Source organism: Streptomyces sp. SudanB5_2050 (genome assembly GCF_964272335.1).
GTDB lineage: Bacteria > Actinomycetota > Actinomycetes > Streptomycetales > Streptomycetaceae > Streptomyces > Streptomyces rochei.
Map to the genome: position 1 here is coordinate 1,340,976 of NZ_OZ186760.1, position 24,328 is coordinate 1,365,303.

26 protein-coding genes are annotated in these 24,328 nt (G+C 73.3%); 18 read left to right on the forward strand and 8 right to left on the reverse strand.

The window, feature by feature from the left end; all coding sequences use genetic code 11:
• The first annotated feature begins 137 nt into the window (after window positions 1-137).
• The 4 genes from bioB (at window position 138) to ACFZP7_RS05845 (ending at window position 4,203) form a co-directional block, all read left to right on the forward strand.
• On the forward strand, window positions 138-1,364 hold the full coding sequence (gene bioB, locus ACFZP7_RS05830) for a biotin synthase BioB (protein WP_062136263.1): 1,227 nt from the start codon (window positions 138-140) through the stop codon (window positions 1,362-1,364).
• Window positions 1,357-2,643 carry an adenosylmethionine--8-amino-7-oxononanoate transaminase gene (locus ACFZP7_RS05835; protein ID WP_385634013.1) on the forward strand — a complete coding sequence of 429 codons (1,287 nt, stop codon included), beginning with the start codon at window positions 1,357-1,359 and terminating at the stop codon, window positions 2,641-2,643. The genes bioB and ACFZP7_RS05835 overlap by 8 nt, the downstream gene beginning before the upstream one ends.
• Before the next feature lies 1 nt (window position 2,644).
• Complete coding sequence (bioD, locus tag ACFZP7_RS05840) at window positions 2,645-3,361, forward strand: dethiobiotin synthase (RefSeq protein WP_019327518.1); 717 nt, start codon at window positions 2,645-2,647, stop codon at window positions 3,359-3,361.
• A 152-nt stretch (window positions 3,362-3,513) separates the two neighbouring features.
• A complete protein-coding gene (locus ACFZP7_RS05845; RefSeq protein ID WP_385634014.1) occupies window positions 3,514-4,203 on the forward strand; it encodes a class I SAM-dependent methyltransferase in 690 nt (229 codons plus the stop codon).
• On the opposite strand, the gene ACFZP7_RS05850 is transcribed toward ACFZP7_RS05845, so the two are convergent.
• Both ACFZP7_RS05850 and ACFZP7_RS05855 read right to left on the reverse strand, forming a co-directional pair.
• Window positions 4,204-4,578, reverse strand: coding sequence for a hypothetical protein (locus ACFZP7_RS05850; protein WP_030977019.1), 375 nt, complete (start codon window positions 4,576-4,578; stop codon window positions 4,204-4,206). It lies immediately after the preceding gene.
• 18 nt (window positions 4,579-4,596) lie between these two features.
• On the reverse strand, window positions 4,597-4,830 hold the full coding sequence (locus tag ACFZP7_RS05855; protein WP_019327521.1) for a hypothetical protein: 234 nt from the start codon (window positions 4,828-4,830) through the stop codon (window positions 4,597-4,599).
• Between the two features lie 128 nt (window positions 4,831-4,958).
• Here ACFZP7_RS05855 and ACFZP7_RS05860 point away from each other — a divergent pair, with 128 nt between their 5' ends.
• From ACFZP7_RS05860 to mug, 7 genes are all read left to right on the forward strand, one after another.
• Complete coding sequence (locus ACFZP7_RS05860) at window positions 4,959-5,849, forward strand: LLM class F420-dependent oxidoreductase (RefSeq protein WP_385634015.1); 891 nt, start codon at window positions 4,959-4,961, stop codon at window positions 5,847-5,849.
• A gap of 76 nt (window positions 5,850-5,925) precedes the next feature.
• Complete coding sequence (locus ACFZP7_RS05865; protein WP_019327523.1) at window positions 5,926-6,375, forward strand: GNAT family N-acetyltransferase; 450 nt, start codon at window positions 5,926-5,928, stop codon at window positions 6,373-6,375.
• Between the two features lie 99 nt (window positions 6,376-6,474).
• Window positions 6,475-7,821 carry a hemolysin family protein gene (locus ACFZP7_RS05870; RefSeq protein ID WP_031021583.1) on the forward strand — a complete coding sequence of 449 codons (1,347 nt, stop codon included), beginning with the start codon at window positions 6,475-6,477 and terminating at the stop codon, window positions 7,819-7,821.
• Window positions 7,818-8,831, forward strand: coding sequence for a hemolysin family protein (locus ACFZP7_RS05875; protein WP_127436486.1), 1,014 nt, complete (start codon window positions 7,818-7,820; stop codon window positions 8,829-8,831). The genes ACFZP7_RS05870 and ACFZP7_RS05875 overlap by 4 nt, the downstream gene beginning before the upstream one ends.
• A 54-nt stretch (window positions 8,832-8,885) precedes the next feature.
• On the forward strand, window positions 8,886-9,668 hold the full coding sequence (locus tag ACFZP7_RS05880; RefSeq protein WP_385634017.1) for an SGNH/GDSL hydrolase family protein: 783 nt from the start codon (window positions 8,886-8,888) through the stop codon (window positions 9,666-9,668).
• 85 nt (window positions 9,669-9,753) lie between these two features.
• Entirely contained in the window at window positions 9,754-11,196 is a 1,443-nt protein-coding gene (purB, locus tag ACFZP7_RS05885; RefSeq protein WP_385634018.1) for an adenylosuccinate lyase, read from the forward strand.
• Window positions 11,193-11,750, forward strand: a complete 558-nt coding sequence (mug, locus tag ACFZP7_RS05890; protein WP_107053350.1) for a G/U mismatch-specific DNA glycosylase — start codon at window positions 11,193-11,195, stop codon at window positions 11,748-11,750. The genes purB and mug overlap by 4 nt, the downstream gene beginning before the upstream one ends.
• Window positions 11,751-11,765: 15 nt before the next feature.
• Here the strand turns inward: mug and ACFZP7_RS05895 are convergent, their stop codons facing one another.
• The 3 genes from ACFZP7_RS05895 to ACFZP7_RS05905 are packed head-to-tail and all read right to left on the reverse strand — an operon-like array spanning window position 11,766 to window position 13,920.
• On the reverse strand, window positions 11,766-12,206 hold the full coding sequence (locus ACFZP7_RS05895; protein ID WP_127442225.1) for a hypothetical protein: 441 nt from the start codon (window positions 12,204-12,206) through the stop codon (window positions 11,766-11,768).
• A 58-nt stretch (window positions 12,207-12,264) separates the two neighbouring features.
• Window positions 12,265-12,990, reverse strand: a complete 726-nt coding sequence (locus ACFZP7_RS05900) for an ABC transporter permease (protein WP_210903846.1) — start codon at window positions 12,988-12,990, stop codon at window positions 12,265-12,267.
• 3 nt (window positions 12,991-12,993) lie between these two features.
• The gene (locus tag ACFZP7_RS05905) at window positions 12,994-13,920 is read right to left on the reverse strand and encodes an ABC transporter ATP-binding protein (protein ID WP_385634019.1); all 927 of its coding nucleotides are present in this window, start codon (window positions 13,918-13,920) and stop codon (window positions 12,994-12,996) included.
• A gap of 107 nt (window positions 13,921-14,027) precedes the next feature.
• On the opposite strand from ACFZP7_RS05905, the gene ACFZP7_RS05910 reads away from it, so the two are divergent.
• From ACFZP7_RS05910 to ACFZP7_RS05920, 3 genes are all read left to right on the forward strand, one after another.
• On the forward strand, window positions 14,028-15,185 hold the full coding sequence (locus ACFZP7_RS05910) for a sensor histidine kinase (RefSeq protein WP_385634020.1): 1,158 nt from the start codon (window positions 14,028-14,030) through the stop codon (window positions 15,183-15,185).
• A gap of 14 nt (window positions 15,186-15,199) precedes the next feature.
• Window positions 15,200-15,862, forward strand: coding sequence for a response regulator transcription factor (locus ACFZP7_RS05915; protein ID WP_031021570.1), 663 nt, complete (start codon window positions 15,200-15,202; stop codon window positions 15,860-15,862).
• 100 nt (window positions 15,863-15,962) lie between these two features.
• Window positions 15,963-17,117, forward strand: coding sequence for an ROK family transcriptional regulator (locus tag ACFZP7_RS05920; protein ID WP_385634021.1), 1,155 nt, complete (start codon window positions 15,963-15,965; stop codon window positions 17,115-17,117).
• 24 nt (window positions 17,118-17,141) lie between these two features.
• On the opposite strand, the gene ACFZP7_RS05925 is transcribed toward ACFZP7_RS05920, so the two are convergent.
• On the reverse strand, window positions 17,142-17,903 hold the full coding sequence (locus ACFZP7_RS05925; protein WP_031021565.1) for a GntR family transcriptional regulator: 762 nt from the start codon (window positions 17,901-17,903) through the stop codon (window positions 17,142-17,144).
• Window positions 17,904-18,145: 242 nt separating this feature from the next.
• Window positions 18,146-19,030 (reverse strand): RNA polymerase sigma-70 factor, encoded by an 885-nt coding sequence (locus tag ACFZP7_RS05930; RefSeq protein WP_109203380.1) that lies wholly within the window; start codon window positions 19,028-19,030, stop codon window positions 18,146-18,148.
• A gap of 165 nt (window positions 19,031-19,195) precedes the next feature.
• Between ACFZP7_RS05930 and ACFZP7_RS05935 the strand changes: the two genes are divergently transcribed.
• Window positions 19,196-20,074, forward strand: coding sequence for an alpha/beta fold hydrolase (locus ACFZP7_RS05935; protein WP_385634022.1), 879 nt, complete (start codon window positions 19,196-19,198; stop codon window positions 20,072-20,074).
• On the opposite strand, the gene ACFZP7_RS05940 is transcribed toward ACFZP7_RS05935, so the two are convergent.
• On the reverse strand, window positions 20,026-20,895 hold the full coding sequence (locus ACFZP7_RS05940; protein WP_210903840.1) for a triacylglycerol lipase: 870 nt from the start codon (window positions 20,893-20,895) through the stop codon (window positions 20,026-20,028). The two genes, ACFZP7_RS05935 and ACFZP7_RS05940, sit on opposite strands and share 49 nt — an antisense overlap.
• Window positions 20,896-21,220: 325 nt before the next feature.
• Here ACFZP7_RS05940 and ACFZP7_RS05945 point away from each other — a divergent pair, with 325 nt between their 5' ends.
• The 3 genes from ACFZP7_RS05945 (at window position 21,221) to ACFZP7_RS05955 (ending at window position 24,298) form a co-directional block, all read left to right on the forward strand.
• Entirely contained in the window at window positions 21,221-21,817 is a 597-nt protein-coding gene (locus ACFZP7_RS05945; RefSeq protein ID WP_125769974.1) for an HD domain-containing protein, read from the forward strand.
• Window positions 21,818-21,864: 47 nt separating this feature from the next.
• The gene (locus ACFZP7_RS05950; protein ID WP_385634023.1) at window positions 21,865-23,622 is read left to right on the forward strand and encodes an NAD(P)/FAD-dependent oxidoreductase; all 1,758 of its coding nucleotides are present in this window, start codon (window positions 21,865-21,867) and stop codon (window positions 23,620-23,622) included.
• Window positions 23,623-23,773: 151 nt separating this feature from the next.
• The gene (locus ACFZP7_RS05955) at window positions 23,774-24,298 is read left to right on the forward strand and encodes an RNA polymerase sigma factor (protein WP_162602074.1); all 525 of its coding nucleotides are present in this window, start codon (window positions 23,774-23,776) and stop codon (window positions 24,296-24,298) included.
• Window positions 24,299-24,328: the final 30 nt, after the last annotated feature.

Below are 24,328 nucleotides of genomic sequence, written 5' to 3' on the forward strand. Positions count from 1 at the left end.
TCGGTTTTGTAGGCAGTGGACAGACGATAGCGGTACCGCCACCCCCGCGAGGTGTGGCAATACCCACACGGTGATCTGTCAGTGTTGTGCAAACTCTCCTTGGCCCCGGGTGGCCCCGTAGGACAGGATCGGCTCTCATGGACCTGCTGAACACGCTGGTGAACAAGGGGCTTCGGCGTGAGTCGCCGACCCGCGAGGAGGCCCTTGCCGTCCTCGCCACTTCCGACGACGACCTGCTCGATGTGGTGGCCGCGGCCGGCAAGGTGCGCCGGCACTGGTTCGGCCGCCGGGTGAAGCTCAACTACCTCGTCAACCTCAAGTCGGGCCTGTGCCCCGAGGACTGCTCCTACTGCTCGCAGCGGCTCGGCTCCAAGGCCGAGATCCTCAAGTACACCTGGCTCAAGCCCGACCAGGCGTCGCAGGCCGCCGCCGCGGGCGTGGCCGGGGGTGCCAAGCGGGTGTGCCTGGTGGCCAGCGGGCGCGGTCCGACCGACCGGGACGTGGACCGGGTCTCGGACACCATCAAGGCCATCAAGGAGCAGAACGAGGCCGTCGAGGTGTGCGCCTGTCTGGGCCTGCTCTCCGACGGCCAGGCGGAGCGGCTGCGCGAGGCCGGTGCCGACGCCTACAACCACAACCTCAACACGTCCGAGGCGACGTACGGGGACATCACGACCACGCACACGTACGCCGACCGGGTGGACACGGTCAACAAGGCGCACGCCGCCGGGCTGTCCGCCTGCTCCGGGCTGATCGCGGGCATGGGCGAGAGCGACGAGGACCTGGTCGACGTGGTCTTCTCGCTGCGGGAGCTGGACCCGGACTCGGTGCCGGTCAACTTCCTGATCCCGATGGAGGGCACGCCGCTCGCCAAGGAGTGGCACCTCACCCCGCAGCGGTGCCTGCGCATCCTGGCGATGACGCGGTTCGTCTGCCCGGACGTCGAGGTGCGCATCGCGGGTGGGCGCGAGGTCCATCTGCGCACGATGCAGCCGCTCGCCCTGCACCTGGCCAACTCCATCTTCCTCGGCGACTACCTCACCAGCGAGGGGCAGGCCGGCCGGGCGGACCTGGAGATGATCGCGGACGCCGGGTTCGAGGTGGAGGGCGCCGGAGAGGTGACGCTGCCGGAGCACCGGGTCGCGGACCGGGGCGGATGCGGTTCGCACGGGGAAGGCGCGGGCTGCGGGTCGCACGGTGAGGGCGGGGGCTGCGGCTCCGCGCACGAGGGAGGGAGCCTCTGCGGCTCCGCCCCGGCCGAGAAGGGCGCCGGCGCCGTGCCCGCGGTGGCCGGCGAGCCGCGCACGGACCTGGTCGCCGTGCGCCGCCGTGGTGCCGGAACGGACCTCGCGCCCAATGCCTGAGCCCGCGCTGACCGTGGACGAGCTGCTGGCGCTCGACCGGCGGCACGTCTGGCATCCGTACGGCCCCATGCCCGGCCGGCAGGACCCGCTCGTCGTGGAGTCGGCGAGCGGGGTGCGGCTGCGCCCGGCCGACGGCTCGGGCGAGCTGGTCGACGGGATGTCGTCCTGGTGGTCGGCGATCCACGGCTACAACCATCCGGTCCTCAACGAGGCCGCGCGCGAGCAGTTGGAGCGCATGAGCCACGTGATGTTCGGCGGGCTCACCCACGAGCCGGCCGTGCGACTGGCGAAAATCCTTGTCGACATGTCGCCCGAGGGCCTGGAGCACGTCTTCCTCGCCGACTCCGGCTCGGTCTCCGTCGAGGTCGCGGTGAAGATGTGCCTGCAGTACTGGCGCTCGCTGGGCCGGCCGGAGAAGCGGCGCCTGCTGACCTGGCGCGGCGGCTATCACGGCGACACCTGGCAGCCGATGTCGGTGTGCGACCCCGAGGGCGGGATGCACGAGCTGTGGCAGGGCGTCCTGCCGCGCCAGGTCTTCGCGGACGCGCCGCCGACGGAGTACGAGGAGACGTACGCGGATCATCTGCGCGCCTCGATCGAGCGGCACGCCGGCGAACTGGCCGCCGTGATCGTCGAGCCCGTGGTGCAGGGCGCGGGCGGGATGCGGTTCCACTCCCCCGCGTATCTGCGGGTGCTCCGGGAGGCGTGCGACGCGCACGGCGTGCTGCTGGTGTTCGACGAGATCGCGACCGGCTTCGGGCGCACGGGCGCGCTGTTCGCGGCGGAGCACGCGGCCGTGACGCCGGACGTGATGTGCGTGGGCAAGGCACTGACCGGCGGCTATCTGACGATGGCGGCCACGCTGTGCACCTCCGAGGTGGCCGAGGGGATCTCGCGGGGCGAGGTGCCGGTGCTGGCCCACGGGCCGACGTTCATGGGGAATCCGCTGGCGGCCGCCGTGGCCTGCGCTTCCATCGGACTGCTGCTCGGCCAGGACTGGCTCGCGGAGGTCAAGCGGATCGAGTCGGGGCTGCGCGAGGGTCTGGCGCCCGCCGGCGAACTGCCGGGAGTGAGGGACGTACGCGTGCTCGGGGCGATCGGCGTGGTGCAGCTCGACCACGCCGTCGACATGCGCGCGGCGACGGCCGCGGCGGTGCGCGAGGGTGTGTGGCTGCGGCCGTTCCGCGATCTGGTCTACACGATGCCGCCGTACGTGACGGGCGACGCGGACGTGGCACGGATCGCGCGCGCCGTGTGCGCGGCGGCACGGGAGGGATGACATGCCGGTACTGGTGATCACGGGGACGGGCACGGAGATCGGCAAGACGGTCGTGACCGCGGCCGTCGCCGCCACGGCGCTGGCGGCCGGCCGGTCGGTGGCCGTGCTGAAGGCCGCGCAGACGGGCGTGGGGCCGGACGAGCCGGGGGACGCGCGGGAGGTGGCGCGTCTCGCGGGCGGCGTGACGGCGGCGGAGGTCGCCCGCTACCCGGAGCCGCTGGCGCCGGCCACGGCGGCGCGCCGGGCCCGCCTGGCGCCGGTGCGTCCGCACGACGTGGCGGAGGCGGCGGCGAAGCTGGCCACCGAGCACGACCTGGTGCTGGTCGAGGGCGCGGGCGGATTGCTCGTGCGGTTCGACGCGGCCGGCGGGACCCTGGCGGACGTCGCCGGGCTGCTGGGCGCGCCGGTGCTGCTCGTGGTCCCGGCCGGGCTGGGCACGCTCAACACCACGGAGCTGACCGCGCGCGAGCTGCGCTCCCGCGGCCTGGACCTGCCGGGCGTGGTGATCGGCAGCTGGCCCGAGGCCCCGGACCTCGCCGCGCGCTGCAACCTCGCGGACCTCCCCGACGTGGCCGGCGCGCCGCTCCTGGGCGCCGTTCCGGCCGGGGCGGCCGCCCTCGCGCCCGCCGCCTTCCGCTCCTCGGCGCCGCACTGGCTGGCGCCTCGGCTGGAGGGCACGTGGGACGCGGAGGTGTTCGCCCGGCGGGAGGCGCCCTGACCGCGCGCCGCCGGGCGAACGCCTCCGCGTCCGTGCCCCGGGTCCGCCGGCCGGCACGCCCGGGGCACGGAAACGGACGGGTGTGCGGTGGATGCGGGACGGGCGGGCGGGGGACAATCACGGTGAGGCACCACCTCGTGAGGGAGGCCCCCATGCCGGCCCGATCCGCCCGTTCCCGCGCCGTTCCGCGGGACGCCGTGCACCATCCGCTGTTCGCCCGCTGCTACGCCCGGTTCAGCGTGCGCGCCGAGACCCGTATGGGCATGGGGCGCGTGCGCGAGCGGCTGCTCGCCGGGCTGTCCGGGCGGGTGATCGAGATCGGCGCGGGCAACGGACTGAACTTCTCCCACTACCCGGGCACCGTCTCCGAGGTCGTGGCCGTCGAACCGGAGCGCGTGCTGCGGCAGTTGGCCGTCGAGGCGGCGCTGCGCGCCCACGTGCCGGTGGACGTGGCACCGGGCGCGGCCGAGGCGCTGCCGGTCAAGAGCGAGGCGTTCGACGCGGCCGTGGTGTCGCTGGTGCTGTGCAGTGTCCGCGACGTACCGCGGGCCCTGAGCGAAGTGCGGCGGGTGCTGCGCCCCGGCGGTGAGGTGCGGTTCTTCGAGCACGGCGCCGGCGGCGGCCGGGTGATGGCCTTCACCCAGCGTGCGCTCGACCGGACGCTGTGGCCGCCGCTGAGCGGTGGCTGCCACCTGTCCCGGGAGCCGGTCGCCTCGCTGCGCGAGGCCGGCTTCACGCTGGGGCCCTACCGGCGGATGACGATGCCGGAGAACGGCCCGGCGCTGCCGAGTTCCTACTGCGTGCTCGGTACGGCGTGGCGCCCGCCCGGCGACGGGGCGTAGTCACGCGCTCCACCGGCGCAGCTCGTCCGCGATGGCGTCGACCGACGCGTCGCCCTTCTTGACCAGCAGGGCGAGGTCCCGCACCCGCTCGGCGGTGGTGGTGATCTCGACGCCGCTGGCGACCAGATAGGCGTAGGCGACGGCGGAGGCGAACAGGGCGTTGGAACGCTCCAGGGCGGGGACGTGGATCAGCAGCTGGAGCAGCGCGGCCGCCCGGGCGTGCGGACCGTCGTAGACGGGGGTGTCGAATATCTCGGCCCGGTGGCGGGCGACGGCCGCCACCAGCGCGCCCCAGTCGGTGACCTGGGGGTCGCCGGGGGTGCGCTGTTCGGCGAGCATGAGCAGCCAGGCGAGATCGATCGTGAGGTCGTTCATCGGGGTGCGCGCGACGGCTCAGCGGCGGCCCTGTCCCTCGCCGACCTCCTCGGCGAAGACCTTCTCGTACTGCCGCATGAAGTCGGCGGCCGCCTCCACGAAGGCGCGGCCGGACTCACCGGTGTCCTGCCGGACCAGTTCCTCGATGTAGCGGTTGACGCTCATCCCCCGGGCCACGGCCCGCTCCCGGGCGGCCCGGGCGGTGCCCTCGTCCACCCGGACGTTCAGCTGGGCCTTCCTGGTCTTCGCCATACCTCGAAGCTAGCGCCGGAACGCTAGCAACGGCAAGGGCGGGGCGGGGCGGGCGAAGGCGCTGACGGCCGCCGGGCGCGGGTGGTTGACTGCGGGAGCCCGAATTCCCGCCCGCGCGAGGAGAGTTCATGTCCCGTCCGTACCGCTTCGGTGTCAACCTGACGGTGCCCGCCCCGGCCGAGGAGTGGGGTGCGAAGTGCCGGCGGGCGGAGGAGCTGGGGTACGACGTGATCCAGGTCCCCGACCATCTCGGCATGGTGGCGCCGTTCCCGGCGCTGGTCGCGGCGGCGCGCGCCACCGAGCGCCCCCGGCTGGGCACCTTCGTGCTCAACGCGGGCCTGTGGAACCCGGTCCTGCTCGCGCGCGAGGTCGCCACCACGGACGCCCTGACGGGCGGACGTCTGGAACTCGGGCTGGGCACGGGCTACGTACGGGCGGAGCACGAGGCGGCCGGGCTGCCGTTCGGCTCGCCGGGCGAGCGGGTCGACCACCTGCGGCGCACCGTGGAGGAGCTGGAGCGGCTGTTCGGCGACGAGGAGTACCGGCCGCGCCCCGCGCAGACGTCCGGTGTGCCGCTCCTGATCGGGGGCAACGGCGACCGGATGCTGGAGCTGACCGCCCGGCACGCCGACATCGCCGCGTTCACCGGCGCGCGTACGGTGCGGGGCAGCCGGACGGGGCAACTGGCGCCCGTCACCGCCGAGGACCTCGAGGAGCGCGTCGGCCGGTACCGGGAGTTCGCGGCGGGCCGCGCGGAACCGGCCGAGCTGAACCTGCTCGTCCAGACGGTCGTCGTGACCGAGGACCGTGAGGCCGCCGTCCGGCCTCTCCTGGAGCACGTGCCGCACCTGAGCGTGGAGCAGGTGCTGGAGCTGCCCATCTTCCTGGCGGGGACCCTGGAGGAGGTCACGGCCCAGGTGCGGGCCCAGCGCGAGCGGTACGGGTTCACGTATCTGACGGTGCTGGAGCCCTCGATGGAGGCGTTCGCGCCGGTGATGCGGGCGCTGCGCGACGAGTGACGGTCCCGGTGGGCCCGGCCGTCCGCATGCCGGAACGGGGGCGTGGGCCCGCGCGGTGCGTGGTGGGATCGGGGGCATGACCGATCTGCGCGTACGGGCCGCCGGGCCCGAGGACCTGGACGCCGTGCTGGCCTTCTGGAAGACCGCCGCCGAGGGGACGAGCATCAGCGACGACCGGGAGGGGGTGGAACGGCTCGTCGCCCGTGACCCCGAGGCACTGGTCCTGGCCGAGCGGGACGGCGAGCTGGTCGGCACGGTGATCGCCGGCTTCGACGGCTGGCGCTGTCATCTGTACCGGCTGGCCGTCCACCCCGACCACCGGCGTCAGGGGATCGGCTCCGCGCTGCTGGCGGCGGCGGAGGAGCGGTTCCTCCGGCTCGGCGGGCGGCGCGGGGACGCGATGGTGCTGCGGCGCAACGAGCGGGCCCAGCATGCCTGGCGGGCCGCCGGGTACGCGCCCGAGGAACAGTGGCGACGGTGGGTGAAGCCCCTCACCGACGGAAAGGTCGTGACCGACGGCGCATGAGCGAGCCCTCCTCGGCGATACCCCGGCCGGTGCCACCGTCGGCGGACGACATCGCGCGCACCTCCGCCTCCTGGCCGATCATGGATCCGAGGTGACCCGATGACCGAAGTGCTCCTGCTGCTGGTGGCGGTCCTGCTCTCGCTCATGTGCGGCGCCTTCGTGGCGGCCGAGTTCTCGCTGACCACGGTCGAGCGCGGTGAGCTGGAACGAGCCGTGGAACGCGGTGAGCGGGGCGCGGCGAGTGCGCTCAAGGCCGTCCGGAACCTGACGTTCCAGCTCTCGGGCGCGCAGCTCGGCATCACGGTCACCAACCTGGTGGTCGGCATGCTGGCCGAGCCGTCGGTCGCGGCCCTGATCTCGGGGCCGCTGGAGAGCGCGGGCATGTCCGGCTCGGCGGCCTCCTCGCTGGCGTTGGTGCTGGGCACGGCCCTGTCGACGGTCTTCTTGATGATCGTCGGCGAGCTGGTGCCCAAGAACTGGGCGATCTCCTCACCGCTGGCCGTGGCCAGGCGGGTGGGCGGTCCGCAACGCTGGTTCAGCGCGGCCTTCCGCCCCTTCATCACCCATCTGAACAACACGGCCAACCGCGTCGTGCGCCGGTTCGGCGTCGAGCCCGCCGAGGAGCTGGCGTCCGCCCGCGGACCGCAGGAGCTGGCGGCGCTCGCCCGGCACTCGGCCAAGGAGGGCGCGCTGGAGGCCGACACCGCGGAACTGTTCGTCCGGACGCTGAACCTGGCCGATCTGACGGCGCAGAACGTGATGACCCCGCGCGTCCAGGTCGTCGCCCTCGACGCCCGGGCGACGTGCGCGGACGTGGCGAACGCGACGCGGGCGACCGGGCTGTCCCGGTTCCCCGTCTACCGGGACACCCTCGACGCCGTGGTGGGGACCGCGCACGTCAAGGACGTGCTGGCGGTGCCCGCCGAGCGGCGGGCGCGGATGCCGGTGGCCGAGCTGATGCGCGAGCCGCTGCTGGTGCCGGAGTCACTGACCGTCGACCGGCTGCTGGACCGGCTCTCCGGCCGGCGCACCATGGCCGTCGTGATCGACGAGTACGGCGGGACGGCCGGCGTGGCGACGCTGGAGGACATCGTCGAGGAGGTCGTCGGCGAGGTGCGGGACGAGCACGATCCGCACGAGACGCCCGAGCTGGCCCCGGCCGGCACCGACGGGCGGGGCCGCGCGCTGTACCGGGCCGACGGCGCGGCACGCGTGGACCGGCTGGCACGTCTGGGGTTCAAGGTGCCCGAGGGGCCGTACGAGACGGTGGCCGGGCTGGTCGCGGCCGAGCTGGGCCGCATCCCCGCCGTCGGCGACACCCTGGAGGTCGAGGGCTGGCGGCTGGACGTCGAGGACGCCACGGGACGCAGGGCGGCCCGGGTCCTGCTGCACGCGCCGCTCGACGACGCGCGCGCCGGTGAGCAGGAGAGGGGGGCGGGGCGGTGACCGCACTGCAGCTGCTGATCGGTCTGGCGACGCTCGTCGTCAACGCGTTCTTCGTGGGCGCGGAGTTCGCGCTGATCTCCGTGCGCCGCAGCCAGGTGGAGCCGTACGCCGAGGAGGGCGACCGGCGGGCGAAGAGCGTGCTGTGGGGTCTGCAGCACGTGTCGGCGCTGATGGCGGCCGCCCAGCTCGGCATCACGCTGTGCACGCTGGTGCTCGGCGTGGTCGCCGAGCCGGCCATCGCGCACCTGCTGGAGCCGGTGTTCCACGCGGTGGGCGTGCCCTCCGGCGCGGGGCACGCGGTGTCGTTCGTGATCGCCCTGGCGCTGGCGACCTATCTGCACATGCTGCTCGGCGAGATGGTCCCGAAGAACATCGCCCTGGCCGAGCCGGTGCGCAGCGCGCTGCTGCTGGGGCCGCCGCTGGTGGCCCTGTCCCGGGCGCTGCGCCCGGTGATCTTCACCATCAACGCCTTCGCGAACGCGCTGCTCAAGCTGCTGAGGGTGGAGACCAAGGACGAGGTCTCGGCGACCTTCACGGACGCGGAACTGGCTCAGATCGTCAAGGACGCCAGCGAGGCCGGGCTGATCGACGACCGCGCCCAGGAGCGGCTGCACGACGCGCTGGAGCTGGGCCGGCGGCCGGTGCGGGACGTGGTGCTCCCGCTGGAACGCGTCGTCCACGCGCGGGTGGGCATCACCCCGGAGCAGTTGGAGCGGCTGTCGGCGCAGTCCGGGTTCTCCCGCTTCCCGGTGGTGGACGACGGTCGGCGGATCGTCGGCTATCTGCACGTGAAGGACGCCCTGGACGCCTCGCCGCGGGACCTGCCGTTCCGGCTCGGCGACATGCGGCCCATCGCACGGGTGCGGGAGAGCACCCCGCTGGACGACGTGCTCACCGCGATGCGCCGCAGCCGCACCCATCTGGCGGCCGTCCTGGGCTCCGACGGGCGGCTGGCGGGGCTGGTGACCATGGAGGACGTGCTGAGGGAGCTGTTCGGGCAGCGGGCCTGAGGCGGAGGGCGACCGACCGCCGGGTATGTGCGTGGGGCTACCATTTCTGTCGCCATGCAGACGAATCCCACCCACACCAGTCTCGTCGCCGTCGGCGACTCCTTCACCGAGGGCATGTCGGACCTGCTGCCCGACGGCTCCTACCGGGGCTGGGCCGACCTCCTCGCCGCCCGGATGGCGGCCCGCGCCCCCGGTTTCCGGTACGCGAACCTCGCGGTGCGCGGCAAGCTGATCGGGCAGATCGTCGACGAGCAGGTCGACGTGGCGGCGGCCATGGGGGCCGACGTGATCACGCTGGTCGGCGGCCTCAACGACACCCTGCGGCCCAAGTGCGACATGGCCCGGGTGCGGGACCTGCTGACGCAGGCCGTGGAGCGGCTCGCCCCGAACTGCAAGCAGCTGGTGCTGATGCGCAGCCCGGGCCGCCAGGGTCCGGTGCTGGAGCGGTTCCGGCCGCGCATGGAGGCGCTGTTCGCGATCATCGACGACCTGTCCCGGGAGCACGGCGCCGTCGTCGTCGACCTCTACGGCGCCCGGTCGCTGGCCGACCCGCGCCTGTGGGACGTGGACCGGCTGCACCTGACCGCCGAGGGGCACCGCCGGGTCGCGGAGGCCGTGTGGCAGTCGCTGGGCTACGAGCCCGAGGACCCGGAGTGGCACGCGCCGGTCCCGCCGACGCCCCCGCCCGGCTGGGTCATGCGCCGGAGCGCGGACGTCCGGTTCGCCCGGCAGCACCTGCTGCCCTGGATCGGCCGCAGGCTGACCGGCCGCTCGTCCGGGGACGGGCGCCCGCCGAAGCGTCCCGAGCTGCTGCCGTACGAGGACCTGACCCCCTGATCGTCCAGGTCACGGCGGTTTCGTAGGTTCCGACGAGGAACCCCGTGGCGCCGGCCTGCAGGAATCGCCAGTAGAATTCCGCTACGTGACTTCCGCTCCCGCCAAGCCCCGCATCCCGAACGTCCTCGCCGGACGCTACGCCTCCGCCGAGCTCGCCACGCTCTGGTCGCCCGAGCAGAAGGTGAGGCTGGAGCGGCAGCTCTGGCTCGCCGTGCTGCGGGCCCAGAAGGACCTCGGCATCGAGGTGCCCGACGCCGCGATCGCCGACTACGAGCGCGTCCTGGACCAGGTCGACCTGGCCTCCATCGCCGAGCGCGAGAAGGTGACGCGGCACGACGTGAAGGCGCGGATCGAGGAGTTCAACGACCTCGCCGGGCACGAGCACGTGCACAAGGGCATGACCTCCCGGGACCTGACGGAGAACGTCGAGCAGCTCCAGATCCGGCTGTCGCTGGAGCTGGTCCGCGACCGCACGGTGGCGGTGCTCGCCCGGCTCGGCAAGCTGGCCGGCGAGTACGCCGAGCTGGTCATGGCCGGCCGCTCCCACAACGTCGCCGCGCAGGCCACGACGCTGGGCAAGCGCTTCGCCACCGCCGCCGACGAGCTGCTGGTGGCGTACGGCCGGGTGGAGGAGCTGCTGGGCCGCTACCCGCTGCGCGGCATCAAGGGCCCGGTCGGCACCGCCCAGGACATGCTGGACCTGCTCGGCGGGGACGCGGACAAGCTGGCCGAGCTGGAGCGGCGGATCGCCGGTCACCTGGGCTTCTCCGAGGCCTTCATCTCGGTCGGCCAGGTCTACCCGCGCTCGCTGGACTACGAGGTCGTCACCGCGCTGGTGCAGCTGGCGGCGGCGCCGTCGTCGCTGGCCAAGACGATCCGGCTGATGGCCGGGCACGAGCTGGTCACCGAGGGCTTCAAGCCCGGCCAGGTCGGCTCCTCGGCGATGCCGCACAAGATGAACACCCGCTCCTGCGAGCGCGTCAACGGCCTGACGGTGATCCTGCGCGGCTACGCGTCGATGACCGGCGAGCTGGCGGGCGACCAGTGGAACGAGGGCGACGTGTCCTGCTCGGTGGTGCGCCGGGTGGCCCTCCCCGACGCGTTCTTCGCCCTGGACGGGCTGCTGGAGACGTTCCTGACCGTGCTCGACGAGTTCGGTGCCTTCCCGGCCGTCGTCGCCCGGGAGCTGGACCGCTACCTGCCGTTCCTGGCCACCACCAAGGTGCTGATGGGCGCGGTGCGGGCCGGTGTCGGCCGCGAGCTCGCGCACGAGGCGATCAAGGAGAACGCCGTCGCCTCCGCGCTGGCGATGCGCGAGCGGGGCGCCGAGCGCAACGAACTGCTCGACAAGCTGGCCGCCGACGAGCGCATCCCGCTGGACCGGGCGGATCTGGAGGCGCTGATGGCCGACAAGCTGTCCTTCACGGGCGCCGCGGCCGCCCAGGTCGGCGTCGTCGTCGGCCGGATCGAGGAGATCGTGAAGCAGCGCCCGGAGGCCGCCGGGTACACCCCCGGAGCGATCCTCTGACGCGCTTCACCCCGGCGGAGCTGGAGGCCGCCCGCGACCGTCTCGTCCCGGACGTCGTCGCGGACGGCCTGCGCGTGCTGTTCTGCGGGATCAACCCCGGACTGATGACGGCGGCGACCGGCCACCACTTCGCCCGTCCGGGCAACCGCTTCTGGCCGGTGCTGCATCTGTCCGGGTTCACCCCGCGGCTGCTCAAGCCGTCGGAGCAGGACGAACTGCTGTCGTACGGGCTCGGCATCACGAACGTCGTCCAGCGGGCCAGCGCGCGGGCGGACGAACTGACCGCCGAGGAGTACCGGGAGGGCGGCCGGCTGCTGGCGCTGAAGGTGGCGCGGCTGCGGCCGCGTTGGCTGGCCGTCGTCGGTGTCACCGCGTACCGCGCGGCGTTCGACGACAAGAAGGCCCAGGTGGGACCGCAGGAGCGGACGATCGGGGACACGCGGGTCTGGGTGCTGCCCAACCCGAGCGGTCTCAACGCGCACTGGACGGCGCAGACCATGGCGGAGGAGTTCGCCCGGCTGCGGGTCGCGGCGGAGTCGGACCCGGAGGCGTAGTCGGCGCTCCCGAGGTCACGGGGGCGCCTCCTGGGTGACGACGGCCAGCAGCCGCACCTCGTCCGTCTCGTCCCGGTCGGCGACGGCGACCGCGACCCAGCGGCCGGTCCCCGCCGCCTCCCACACGTACGCCAGGCGCGCGCGGGCGCTGAGGGCCGCCCACGGCTCGGGTATCTCCTCCAGCTCCGTGCGCAGGAGGACCGTCTGCAGATTCCAGGGCTCCGTCTCCCCCCAGCGCGAGGCGAGGCGCTCGTGGAGGGCGTCGCGGTACTTCTCGTACTGCTCCACGGTCACCGCGCGCTCCCCCTGGTCGCCGTCGCGCGGGCCGCGGCTGCTCTCCAGCACCGCCGTGAAGTGGCCGGGCCCCGCCGTGTCCCCGTCCGACGGGCCGTGCTCCGCCGGGAAGGGGCGGAAGCACAGCTCGTCGATGAGGGCGATGTGCCGCGCGATGTCCATGCCGTCCAGTAAACCGGCCGCCACTGACAATTGGCGGGCCGTCAGGCGGCCTTCGGCGTCAGGCGTCCCGGTGGCGCAGGCGCCAGGCCCCGGCGAGGAGGGCGGCCGCCGCCCACGCGGCGGTGACGGCGAGTCCCGTCGCGGGTCCCAGAGGCCCCTCGTACGACTGGTGCAGGACGATCTGTCCCGCCTTGTCGGGCAGGAAGTCGGCGGCGCCGCCCGCCGCGTCCCCGATCACGAAGGACACGATGAGGATGAACGGGATCAGGACGGACAGGGTGGCCACACCGCTGCGGAACAGGGTCGTGAGTCCGGCGGCGAACAGGGCGATCAGCGTGAGGTAGACGCCGCAGCCCACCACCGCGCGCACCTGTTCCCCGGTGGTGAGACCGTCCGCGGCCGGGCCGAGTCCGGCGCGCGCCGCGAGCAGGGCGGCGAACGCGGTGGCCGTTCCCACGACGAGGACCGGCAGGGCGACGACCGTCATCTTCGCCGCGAACCAGCGGCCTCTCCGGGGCACGGCGGCCAGGGAGACGCGGATCCCGGCCCGGTGGTACTCCGAGGAGACGACCATGGCGCCGAAGGCGATGGCGGCGATCTGACCGGGCATCACTCCGGACAGCGACGTGTACAGCGGGTCGAAGTCCGGTTCGGACGTGCCGGAGGACCCGGCCAGCGCCGAGAACGCCGTGGTGACCGCGAAGACGGCGAGCAGGGTGCCGCACAGCGAGCGCAGGGTGAGCACCTTGAGCGCCTCGGAGCGGAGTACGGGCGTGAAGGGCATGGGTCAGACCTCCTGGGACGGTGACTGGGCGGCGAACTCGGTCTCGGCGGCGGTCAGGTCCAGGTAGGCCTGCTCCAGGGTGCCCTCGGCTGAGCTGAGTTCGAGGATCGGCACCCCGGCTTTGGAGACGGCGCGGCCGATGTCGTCCACCCGAGCGTGCGGCACGGTCCAGGACCCGTCCTCCTGGCGCACCGCCTCGTGCCCGTGGTCGGCGAGAGCGGCCTGGAGCGCGGTGTCGTCCGAGGTCCGGACACGGACGCTCGGCCGCACCCGCGCCTCGATGAACTCCCGCATCGGGGTGTCGGCGAGCAGCCTGCCCCGGCCGAGGACGACCAGGTGATCGGCGAAGGACGCGGTCTCGTTCATCAGGTGACTGGAGACCAGGACGGTGCGTCCCTCGGCCGCGAGCCGGCGCAGCAGGCCGCGGATCCAGATGATGCCCTCGGGGTCCAGCCCGTTGGAGGGCTCGTCCAGCATCACCACCTCGGGGTCGCCCAGCAACGCGGCGGCGATGCCGAGCCGCTGACGCATCCCCAGGGAGTACGTCTTGACCCGGCGGCGCGCCACCGACGCGATGCCGGTCTCCTCCAGCACCTCGTCGACCCTGCGTTCGGGAAGGCGGTTGCTCGCGGCCAGGACGCGCAGGTGGTCGCGGCCGGTGCGGGAGCCGTGGGCGGCGTCCGCGTCGAGCAGGGCGCCGACGTGCCGCAGCGGCTCGTCTAGGGCGGCGTAGGGGCGTCCGCCGACGGTCGCGGTGCCGGAGGTCGGCCGGCCCAGGCCGAGCACCAGCCGCATGGTGGTGGACTTCCCCGCGCCGTTGGGACCGAGGAAGCCGGTGACGCGGCCGGGCCGGACCGTGAAGGTGAGGTCGTCGACGACTCGTCGGGTGCCGTACTCCTTGGTGAGGTTCTGGACGTCGATGCTGGTCATGGACACAGCGTCGCCGGTGACGGCGGGCCGGGTCCTCCCCCGCCGGTGGACGGCGTCTCCCCCGCTCGGGGGAACCGGTCGTCCGCGCGGACTGGCACGATGGCGCGATGGCACGGTTCCTGCGCCCGCTGCTGAGCGGGAGGACGTACACGCGTCTGCTGCACCTGTGGACGCCCGTGGCGGCGTACAGCCTGTGGTTGTTCGTCCAGCCCGGCAACCACTGGGTGCCGGTCCTGGTGGTGGCGGCGGTCGGTCTGGTGCCGGTCGTCCGGGTGGCCGAGGGCGTGCAGGCGCGGCTGCTGCTGGCGCCGGGCGACGAGCGGCCGGAGTTCTCCGTGCGGCCCGCCACGACCTGGCGCGACCGGATCCGGACCGTGCTGTGGCTGGAGACGCGCCTGGTGCTCGGCACGGTGACCGCGTTCGCCACGGTCTGGCTGCCGATCCTGTCGTACACCGCGGCCTCCTGCGCCGTCGGCCACGTCCCGGAGGACATGCGCGTCGTGGCCGGGACGCAGCCGCACTGGGCCTACGCCCTGTTGGTGCCGGTGCCGCTGGTCGTGCTGTACGCGGTCCTGGTCGGACTCGGCGCGCTGGCCACCGCCGCGGCGCGCCGACTCCTCGGCCCCTCCGCCGCCGAGCGGCTCGCCGCGCTGGAGGAACGCACCGAGCAGCTCCTGGAACGCAACCGCATCGCCCGCGAGCTGCACGACTCCATCGGCCACGCGCTGACCGTCGCCGTCGTGCAGGCGGGAGCCGCCCGGGCGGCGAACAGTCCGGAGTTCACGGACCGCGCGCTGACCGCGATCGAGGAGACGGGCCGGGCCGCGCTGGAGGATCTGGAACGGGTGCTCGGCGTCCTGCGGGAGGCGCGACCGCCGGTGGGCGCCCGGCCGACCCTGGCGGACGCCGACCGTCTGCTGGAGTCCGCCCGGGCTTCCGGCGCCAAGGTCGACGCCGAGGTCAGCGGCCCGCTGGACACCCTGCCGGGCCCGGTCTCCCGCGAGGGCTACCGCATCCTCCAGGAGGCGCTGACCAATGTCCTGCGGCACGCGGGTGCCGTGCCGACCCGGGTGCGGGTCGAGGTGGCGGAGGGCGCGCTCACCCTGGAGGTGCGCAATCCGCTGCCGGACGGCCGAGCCGCTCCCGGCCGCGGCAGCGGGCTGCGGGGCATACGGGAGCGGGCCGCGCTGCTGGGAGGGCGGGCGCGCACCGGCCCCGACGGCGCCGGTGACTGGGAGGTGTGTGTGGAGCTGCCCCGGGGCTGATCTACGCTGGTCCGATGCCCATCAGAGTGCTCCTCGTGGACGACGAACCCCTGGTGCGCACGGGTCTGCGGGCCGTGCTGGAGGCGCAGCCGGACATCGAGGTGGTCGGGGAGGCGGCCGACGGGGCGGCGGTGATTCCGCTGGTGCGGCAGGTGCGGCCGGACGTGGTCGCCATGGACGTACGGATGCCGCTGCTGGACGGGATCGAGGCCACGCGGGCGCTGCTGCGGACGGTGGCCGATCCGCCGAAGATCCTCGTGGTGACGACCTTCGAGAACGACGAGTACGTGTACGAGGCGCTGCGCGCGGGCGCCGACGGGTTCCTGCTGAAGCGGGCCCGGCCGGCGGAGATCGTGCACGCCGTGCGGTTGATCGCGGAGGGCGAGTCGCTGCTGTTCCCGGCGTCGGTGCGGCAACTGGCCGCCGAGTACGCCGACGGGGGCGGCAACCGCGCCGCCCGGGCGCTGCTGGAGGGGGCGCGGCTGACCGAGCGGGAGGGCGACGTGCTGCGGCTGATGGCGCGCGGGCTGTCGAACGCCGAGATCGCCGCCCGGCTGGTCGTGGGCACGGAGACGGTGAAGTCGCACGTGAGCGCGGTTCTGGGGAAGCTGGGGGCACGCGACCGCACGCAGGCGGTGATCACGGCGTACGAGTCGGGGTTCGTGGCACCCGGGTGAGGCGACCGGGCCGGCCGCTCGCGGGCGGACCGGCACTCGCCGGGGCCGAGCGGGCCGAGTACGATCCGGCGAACACGCGCACGAGCTGGGAGGACGGACGTTGGGCGGGCTGACCGGCGGGGACCCGTCGCTGCTGCGGAGGATCAACTCCGCCGTGGTGCTGCACGCGTTGCGGTCCACGGACTGCGCGACGCTGACCGAGATCACCCGGGTGACGGGGCTGTCCCGGCCCACCGTCGAGGGCGTCGTGGACGGGCTGATCGAGGCGGGCCTGGTCGTCGAGGCGGCCGCCGACGAGGGCACGGCCCGGCGGCAGGGACGGCCCGCGCGGCGGTTCCGTTTCCGGGCGGAGGCCGGGCACCTGCTGGGCCTGGAGATCGGTCCGCACCGGGTGGCCGCGCTCCTGTCCGACCTGGACGGCCGGGTGATCGGCGCGCAGGCCAAGGACGTCGACGAGAGCGCCCCGGCCGACGAGCGGCTGGAGCGGCTGCGCACCGCGGTCGCCGAGCTGCTGCGCCGGGCCGGGGTGGCGCGCGGCTCGCTGCGGGCCGTGGGCGCCGCCTCGCCCGGGATCGTCGAGGCGGACGGCACGGTGCGGCTGAGCACCGCGCTGCCGGAGTGGACGGGGCTGCGGCTGGGCGAGCGGCTGAGCCGTTCCTTCAAGTGTCCGGTGCTGGTGGAGAACGACGCGAACGCGGCGGCGGTCGCCGAGCACTGGAAGGGCGCGGCGACGGAGTCCGACGACATCGTGTTCGTGCTGGCCGGCCTCAGTCCGGGCGCCGGTTCGCTGATCGGCGGCCGGCTGCACCGCGGGTACGGCGGGGCCGCCGGTGAGATCGGCGCGCTGCACCTGCTGGGCCGGGACGTGACGCCGGAGACGCTGCTGTCCACCACGGACGAGCCGCTGCATCCGCTGGACGAGCAGGCGGTCGCCAAGGTGTTCGCCGAGGCCCGCGGCGGCGACCAGCGGGCCCGTGCGGCCGTCGAGCGTTTCATCCAGCGGCTGGTGCACGACGTGGCGGCCCTGGTGCTGGCCCTCGACCCGGAACTGGTCGTCGTGGGCGGCTGGGCGGCCGGGCTGGACGGGGTGCTTGAGCCGCTCCGTCGCGAGCTGGCCCGCTACTGCCTGCGTCCGCCGAGGGTCGCCCTGTCGATCCTCGGGGAGGCCGCGGTGGCGACGGGCGCGCTGCGGCTGGCCCTCGACCAGGTGGAGGAGCAGTTGTTCGCCGTGGAGAACACGACGGCTCGCCGCTGACCCGCCGTCCGCCGCCGGGGCGGATCAGGAGGCGCGGCTCTGGGGTCCGTGGTGGATCTCCACGTCGCCGGAGTCCCCGAAGGTGAGCCGGCAGGTGTCCGCGCGGTAGGTGGCGACGGAGAGCGCGGCGGTGCGCCCCTCGGCGAGGTAGCGGGTGGTGACGACGAGGACGGGCGCTCCCGGGAGGCGGTCCAGCTCCTTGGCGTCCTCGGCGCCGGCCGAGCCCAGCTCCACGGCGCTCTCCCGGCGCTCCACTTCGCCGCGCCGCAGTTCGCGCAGCACGGCACGGGCGCGGGCGGCGCCCGAGGGCGCGTCGATGGCGGTGAGGTCGGGCACCGAGGCCGACGGGACGTAGAGCAGTTCGGCGGCGACCGGCCGGCCGTGCGTCACACGGGTGCGGCGGACGGTGTGCACCGGCTCGTCGCGGGCGGTGCCGAGGGTGTCGGCGACGGCCGCGGGCGGCGCGGCGAGGTCGCAGTCGACGGCTTCCCAGCCCTCGTCGGCGGTCCCCGGCCAGGCGTGCCCCGCGGTGTCGACGGCCACGCCCACGCGGGGCGGGGCGACGGTCGTGCCGACGCCGCGGCGGCGCTGGAGGCGGCCCTCCAGTTCCAGCTGTTCCAGGGCCTGGCGGAGCGTCGCGCGGGCGACGCCGAAGCGGGCGGCGAGGTCGCGCTCGTTGGGCAGGACCTCGCCCACCGAGAACTCCGAGTCCAGGGCCTCGCTCAGCACGGTCCTGAGATGCCAGTACTTGGGCTCCGGTACCGATTCCAACTGCGTGGTCCCCACCCTGTCCTCCGCAATCGCCGTGGTCCGGCGGCGTTTTGACGCCCTTGTTTATTAAAGGTTGTTGCAGTTCTCTGCGACGATAAGGCGGCCCGCACCCTTGGTCAAGACCAATCCGGTGGCCGGACGGCGAAAGCCCCCGTCGCACGGGACGGGGGCTCTGGACCGGGACCGGCGGGGACGGGCCGGGCCCCGCCGGGACCGGCAGGGGTCGGCGGGCCGCGTGGCCGGTGGGCCGGACGCGTCTAGGCGTCGGCCAGGTGACGCAGCTTGTCGGGGTTGCGGATGATGTAGACCGACTGGGCACGCCCGTCGGCGACGTCCACCTGGAGGACGGAGTCCGGCTCGTCCCCGGACAGGACCAGCAGGGCCGGACCTCCGTTGAGTTCCAGGAAGCGGAAGGAGACGTCCGGGATCGTCCGGCGCGCGGCGCCGAGCAGGAAGCGGCCCACCTTGTCGGCGCTCTCCACGACGCGCAGCGGCGCCCGGGACTTGCCGCCGCTGTCGCCGACCAGCCGCACGTCCGGAGCGAGCAGCGCCAGCAGTCCGTCGAGGTCGCCGTCGGTCGCCGCCGCGAGGAAGCGTTCGGTGAGGTCGCGGCGTTGCACCGGGTCGACGTCGTAGCGGGGCCGGCGCTCGTCGACGTGTTTGCGGGCCCGTCCGGCGAGCTGGCGCACCGCGGCCTCCCCGCGGTCCAGCATCGCGGCGATCTCGGCGTAGGGGTAGCCGAACGCCTCCCGGAGCACGAAGACCGCCCGCTCCAGCGGGGACAGCGACTCCATCACCACCAGGACGGCGAGGGACACGGAGTCGGCCAGGACGGCCCGGTCGGCGGTGTCGGGCACGGTGGCGCCGAAGTCCGTGACGTAGGGCTCGGGCAGCCAGGGACCCACGTACGTCTCACCGCGCGACTTGATCTGGCGCAGCCGGTCGATGGCGAGCCGGGTGGTGGTCCGCACCAGGTAGCCGCGGGGCTCGCGGACCGCGGACCGGTCGGCGCCGGACCAGCGCAGCCATGCCTCCTGGACCACGTCCTCCGCGTCGGCCAGGCGGCCCAGCATGCGGTAGGCGACTCCCACGAGGACGGGGCGGTGCTCTTCGAAGACGTCGGTCGGGGTTTCGGTGGTCACCGCTCCATCCCAGCCCACGCGTCCGGCCGTGTCCAGGTGAAATCGCCCACCGCGCGCGGACTTCGCGCACCTCGGCGGCGCCCGGGGGCTACCCGTCGGTAGCTATTGCTGACAGGGTGTCTACGCAACACCGTCCTCGTACACGCGTTCCCGACAAGGAGCCCCATGTCCGCGACGCTCTCCTTCACCGCCCCCACCGCGCACGGCCCGCAGGACGTCACCCTCTCCTACGCCCGCCTGGGCGCCGGGGAACCGCTGCTCCTGCTGCACGGCATAGGCCACCACCGGCAGGCCTGGGACCCGGTGGCCGACATCCTCGCGACCGAACGGGAGGTGATAGCCGTGGACCTGCCCGGGTTCGGACAGTCGGCCGCGCTGCCGCCGTCGCTGCCGCACGACCTGCCGACGACCACCGCGGTCCTCGGCGCCTTCTGCGCGGCGCTGGGGCTGGACCGTCCGCACGTCGCGGGCAACTCCCTGGGCGGCCTGCTGGCCCTGGAGATGGGCCGCGACGGGCTGGCACGGTCGGTGACCGCCCTGTCCCCGGCCGGCTTCTGGAGCCAGGCCGAGCGGCGCTACGCCTTCGGGGTGCTGACGGGGATGCGCCGGACCGCCCGGGCCCTGCCGCTCCCCCTGGTCGAGCGCATGTCCCGTACGGCGGCCGGCCGTACCGCGCTCACCAGCACGATCTACGCCCGCCCCGCCCGTCGCTCCCCCGAGGCCGTGGTCGCCGAGACACGCGCGCTCGCGCACGCCGAGGGCTTCGTCGAGACCCTGCGGGCCGGGCGGACCGTGCAGTTCACCGACGACGTCCCCGGCATCCCCGTGACCGTGGCGTGGGGCAGCCGGGACCGGCTGCTCGTGCCCCGGCAGGGCGTGCGCGCCAAGCGCGTCCTCCCGCGGGCCCGGCTGGTGCGCCTGCCCGGGTGCGGCCACGTCCCGATGAACGACGACCCGGCGCTGGTCGCCCGCGTCCTGCTCGACGGCAGCCGCCCTCAGCCGGCCAGCGCCTCGAGGACCACCCGCAGCACGGTCGGGTTGTAGGGCATGCTCACGTGCGGCGTGCGGTCGTCCGGGTCGATGTCCTGGAGGACGACGTTCTTCACGTAGCGGCCCTCGGTCTCCTCCAGGGCGCACGACGTGTACGGGGTGACCACGTCGTCGTACCGGGTGGCGATCACGGTGTGCCGCACGCCCTCCGTCGTCTCGCCCAGTTCGGCCAGCTCGCGCTGGAAGGGGTGGTCGTGCTGGAGTTGCGGCCAGGCCGGCACGACCTCCCCGACGGCGCCCTGTTCGAGCAGTTCCACCGCGCCGGGGATCTGGCGGGCGAGGTTCATCAGCCCCTGGGCGGTGACTCCGTGGTTGCTGGGCGCGATGCCGACGAAGTTGTGCACCTTGGGCCCTCCGCCGAGCGCGTTGAGGAAGTAGCGCGGCATCATGCCGCCCTGCGAGAAGCCGACGAGGTCGACCTGCTGCGCCCCGGTGCGCCGCAGCACCTCGTCGACGAAGTCCGCGAGCTGCCGGGCGGAGTGCTTGATGTCGCCGAGGCCGAAGATCACGGGATTGCCGTGCTGGCCGTAGTCGAGCCGGAAGACGCGGTGCCCGTGCCGGCGCAGCAGCGGCGTGGCCGTGTTCCAGGTGTAGCCGCGGTTGCCGAAGGTGCCGTGGACGAGCACGACGGGGCGGGGGTGCTCCTCACCGGCGGGGACGTTCCAGTCGTCCTCACCGGCCTGTACGTCGACGGTGGCGATGACCTGCGCGGAGCCGGCCTGGGTGAGTCCCACGACCCGGTGCGGGGCTTCGGTGAGATCCGTGGTGACGTCGTCCGTATTGATTCCGGGCAGGCGGGGGTTGAGAAAACTCATGACGCTCTCCCTGTCGTCGGGAATACCGCTGGGAATTCGGTCGGGGTCCCCCTCGTTCGCCAGTGTCGCGTCCATCGAATTCGGCACCTATCCCTCGACCGGGGGAAAGAATTCCACCCATCGGGTTATTAGGGTTCGTTCATTCGACCGATTCACGGGGCCGGACGCACCCGGAGCGCGTGTCGCCCGCCGCGCGCCGTCTCTCATGCGCCAACGCGCGGTGCTCGCAGGGCTGTTGTGCGTTGGGGGGTGCGACCGGGGCCGAGCGTAAGGACAGATGAGACCGACACAGCCGGAACGCACTGCGGGGAAAGAGGAGTTGGCCATGGGGGTACCGCCGCGGGAGCTGCCCGCCGCGTGGCAGCCGCTGCTCGGCCGGCCCGCCCTGGCGGAACTGCTCGGACACCCCCTCGCGGGTGCCGCCCTGACGGCGCTGCGCGGACTGCCGCCGCGCGTCGCCGTGCACTCCCTGCGCACCTTCCTGCTGGCCGACGCGCGTGCGCGGTCCCTCGGGACCGCCTACGACCGGGTCGGCCTGCTGGCCGCCGCGGCGTTCCACGACGCCGGGCTGGTGGGACGGGGGCCGCTCGGGCCCGGTGGGTTCGCGGGCCGGGGCGCCGAGTTGCTCGATCGCTTCCTGACCGAGCACGAGGTCGGGGCGGGACGGCGCGCGACGCTGACCCGCGCGGTGCGCGAGCACATGCGGCCGTTCCCCGCGCGTGACGCCGGGCCCGAGGCGCGGCTGCTGCACTTCGGTGCGTGGCTCGACGTCACCGGGCGCGGCGAGCGCCGGGTCCCCGGGCTGCGGCGGGTGCTGGCCGAACAGGCCCCCACCCCCTGGTTCCCCGTGTCCTTCTCCGCCCGGGTGGTGGCCTGCGGGCTGCGCCGGGTGCTGCCGGGCTCCTCGACCACCGGGCGGTGACCGAGGCCCGGCGACTCGCCCTTCCCGTCGCGAAAGGAACCGCAGACATGCAAGAGGACCAGCGTGTTTTCGATGTCGTCATCGTCGGAGGCGGCATCGGCGGGACGATGCTGGGGACCGTGCTCGCACGCCACGGTGTGCGCGTGCTGCTGCTCGAGGGCAGCGGCCACCCCCGCTTCGCCATCGGAGAGTCCACCGTCCCCGAGACCACCTTCGGCCTGCGGGTGCTGGCCCGCCGCTACGACGTCCCGGAGCTGGAGCACCTGGCGACCAACGCGGCGCTGCGCCGCCACGTCTCGTCGAACTGCGGGGTCAAGCGGAACTTCAGTTTCGTCCACCATCGGGAGGGCGAGCCCACCCGGCCCGACGAGTGCACCCAGTACCCGACGTGGGGGCCGCCGCTTGGCCCCGACTCGCACTACTTCCGCCAGGACGTCGACGCCTACATGTTCCACGTCGCCGTCTCCTACGGGGTCACCGCGTACACCCACACCATGGTGGACGACGTGAAGTTCGAGGAGGACGGCGCCACCCTCGTCACCCGCGACCGCGGCAGCTTCCGGGCGTCGTACGTGGTCGACGCCGGCGGCATGCGGGCGGTGCTGCCGGAGCGGCTGGGGCTGCGGCAGGAGCCGCCGTACCGCACCCGCTCGCGCACGATCTTCACGCACATGGTGGACGTGCGGCCCTTCGACGCCGTGTCGCCGCCCCGCGAACAGCACCGCATGCCCAGCCCGTTCAGCCAGGGGACGCTCCACCACATGTTCCCGGGCGGCTGGTTCTGGGTGATCCCCTTCGACAACCAGTCGACCAGCACGAACGGGCTGTGCAGCGTCGGCCTCAACCTCGACCTCGACCGGCACCCGCGCCCGGACGACCTCTCGGCGCAGGACGAGTTCTGGCACCACGCGCGCCGGTTCCCCAGTGTGGCGAAGCAGTTCGAGCACGCGCGGGCGGTCCGGCCGTACGTGTCCACCGACCGCACCCAGTTCGCCTCGCAGAAGGTGGTCGGCGAGCGGTGGTGCCTGCTGCCGCACGCCAGTGACTTCATCGACCCGCTCTTCTCCAGCGGACTCGCGGTCACCGTGATGGCGCTCAACGCGCTGGGCCACCGGCTCATCGAGGCGGTGCGCAAGGACGACTTCGACACCGCGCGCTTCGCGTACCTGGACCACTGGACCAAGCGCATGTTCCGGTTCTACGACGACCTGGTGTCCTGCAGTTACATCGCTTTCGACGACTTCGAGCTGTGGAACGCCTGGAACCGGGTGTGGACCCTCACCACCCTGTACGGCACCAACGCGCAGAACCAGGTCGCCGTGGAGTTCGAGAAGACCCATGACCCGGCCTGCTTCGACGCGCTGGAGCAGCCGCCGTACCGGGGCCTCCAGGGGATGGACAACCCCTGGGTCGAGCGGATGTTCGACCAGGCGCGGGACGCCGTACTCGCCTATCGGGCGGGCGAGTCGACGAAGGAGAGGACCATCGCCCGTATCTACGAGGTGCTGGGCGAGAGCGGACTGGCCCCGTCGGTGTGGGGGACGCTGGACCCCGACGACCGCTGCCCGGCCGGGGTCTTCACCCTGTGGCCGCTGATGAAGATCCTGCTGTGGGGCAAGTTCCGCTCACCGCGGCACGTGCGGGGCTCCTATTTCACCGGCGGCGCCCGGCTGGTGGGCAAGGAGGCCCTCCAGGCGTACACCACCGAGTTGCGCGCCGGCGGCTCCCAAGTGCACCAGACCGTAAGGGACATGTGGTTCAACTGGAACCGCGACTGGACCCGGCGTCCGGCCTCCCGGAAATGACCGCGAAGAATCATTCCTGCCGACTGCCGGAGGCACAAATTCCGGTTTGCCGCCCCAATGCCTCGGGTAGGAAAAGCACATGGCCGATCGAATAGAAAGTCGGCCACGGTTCTCCCTGCTCAATCCGAGAGACAACGGGCTGCAATAAACAATGGTGCGACATTCCACCTGCCAATCGCCCGCTGAATGCTCCTGGGAAGACATCTTCCAACATCAGGACCGCCTCATGCGGTTGGTTCGGCGAAGACTGCCCAGTTTTCAGGACGCCGAGGACTGCGTTCAGGAAACGATGGCCCGCGCAGCCGCCCACGCCGCGTTGGACAGGAATCGACTCGGTGCCTTTCTGACGTCCGTGGCGCTTCGCCTCTGCATCGATTTCTACCGCGACATGGAAAGACGCAGCAGACTGCTGCAGCGCGCGGCGTTCCACGACTCCCCCGGCACCACCGAGGAGGACGTCTGCGACGAGGACTTCGGTCGATGGCTGCTGGGCCAGGTGCAACACCTGCGGGGACGGGAACAGGAGGTCATACTCGCCCGCGCCAAGGGGATTTCCACTGCGGAATTCGCCCGCATCCACAACATTTCCGTCAAGGCGGCCGAGGCCGCCTTCACCAGGGGCCGGGCGCGCTTGAAGAACGTGTGCGCCAAAGCACTGGAGGGCCGCGCCCGATAACGCCCCGCACCCGTACCGCTCCCACCGCGA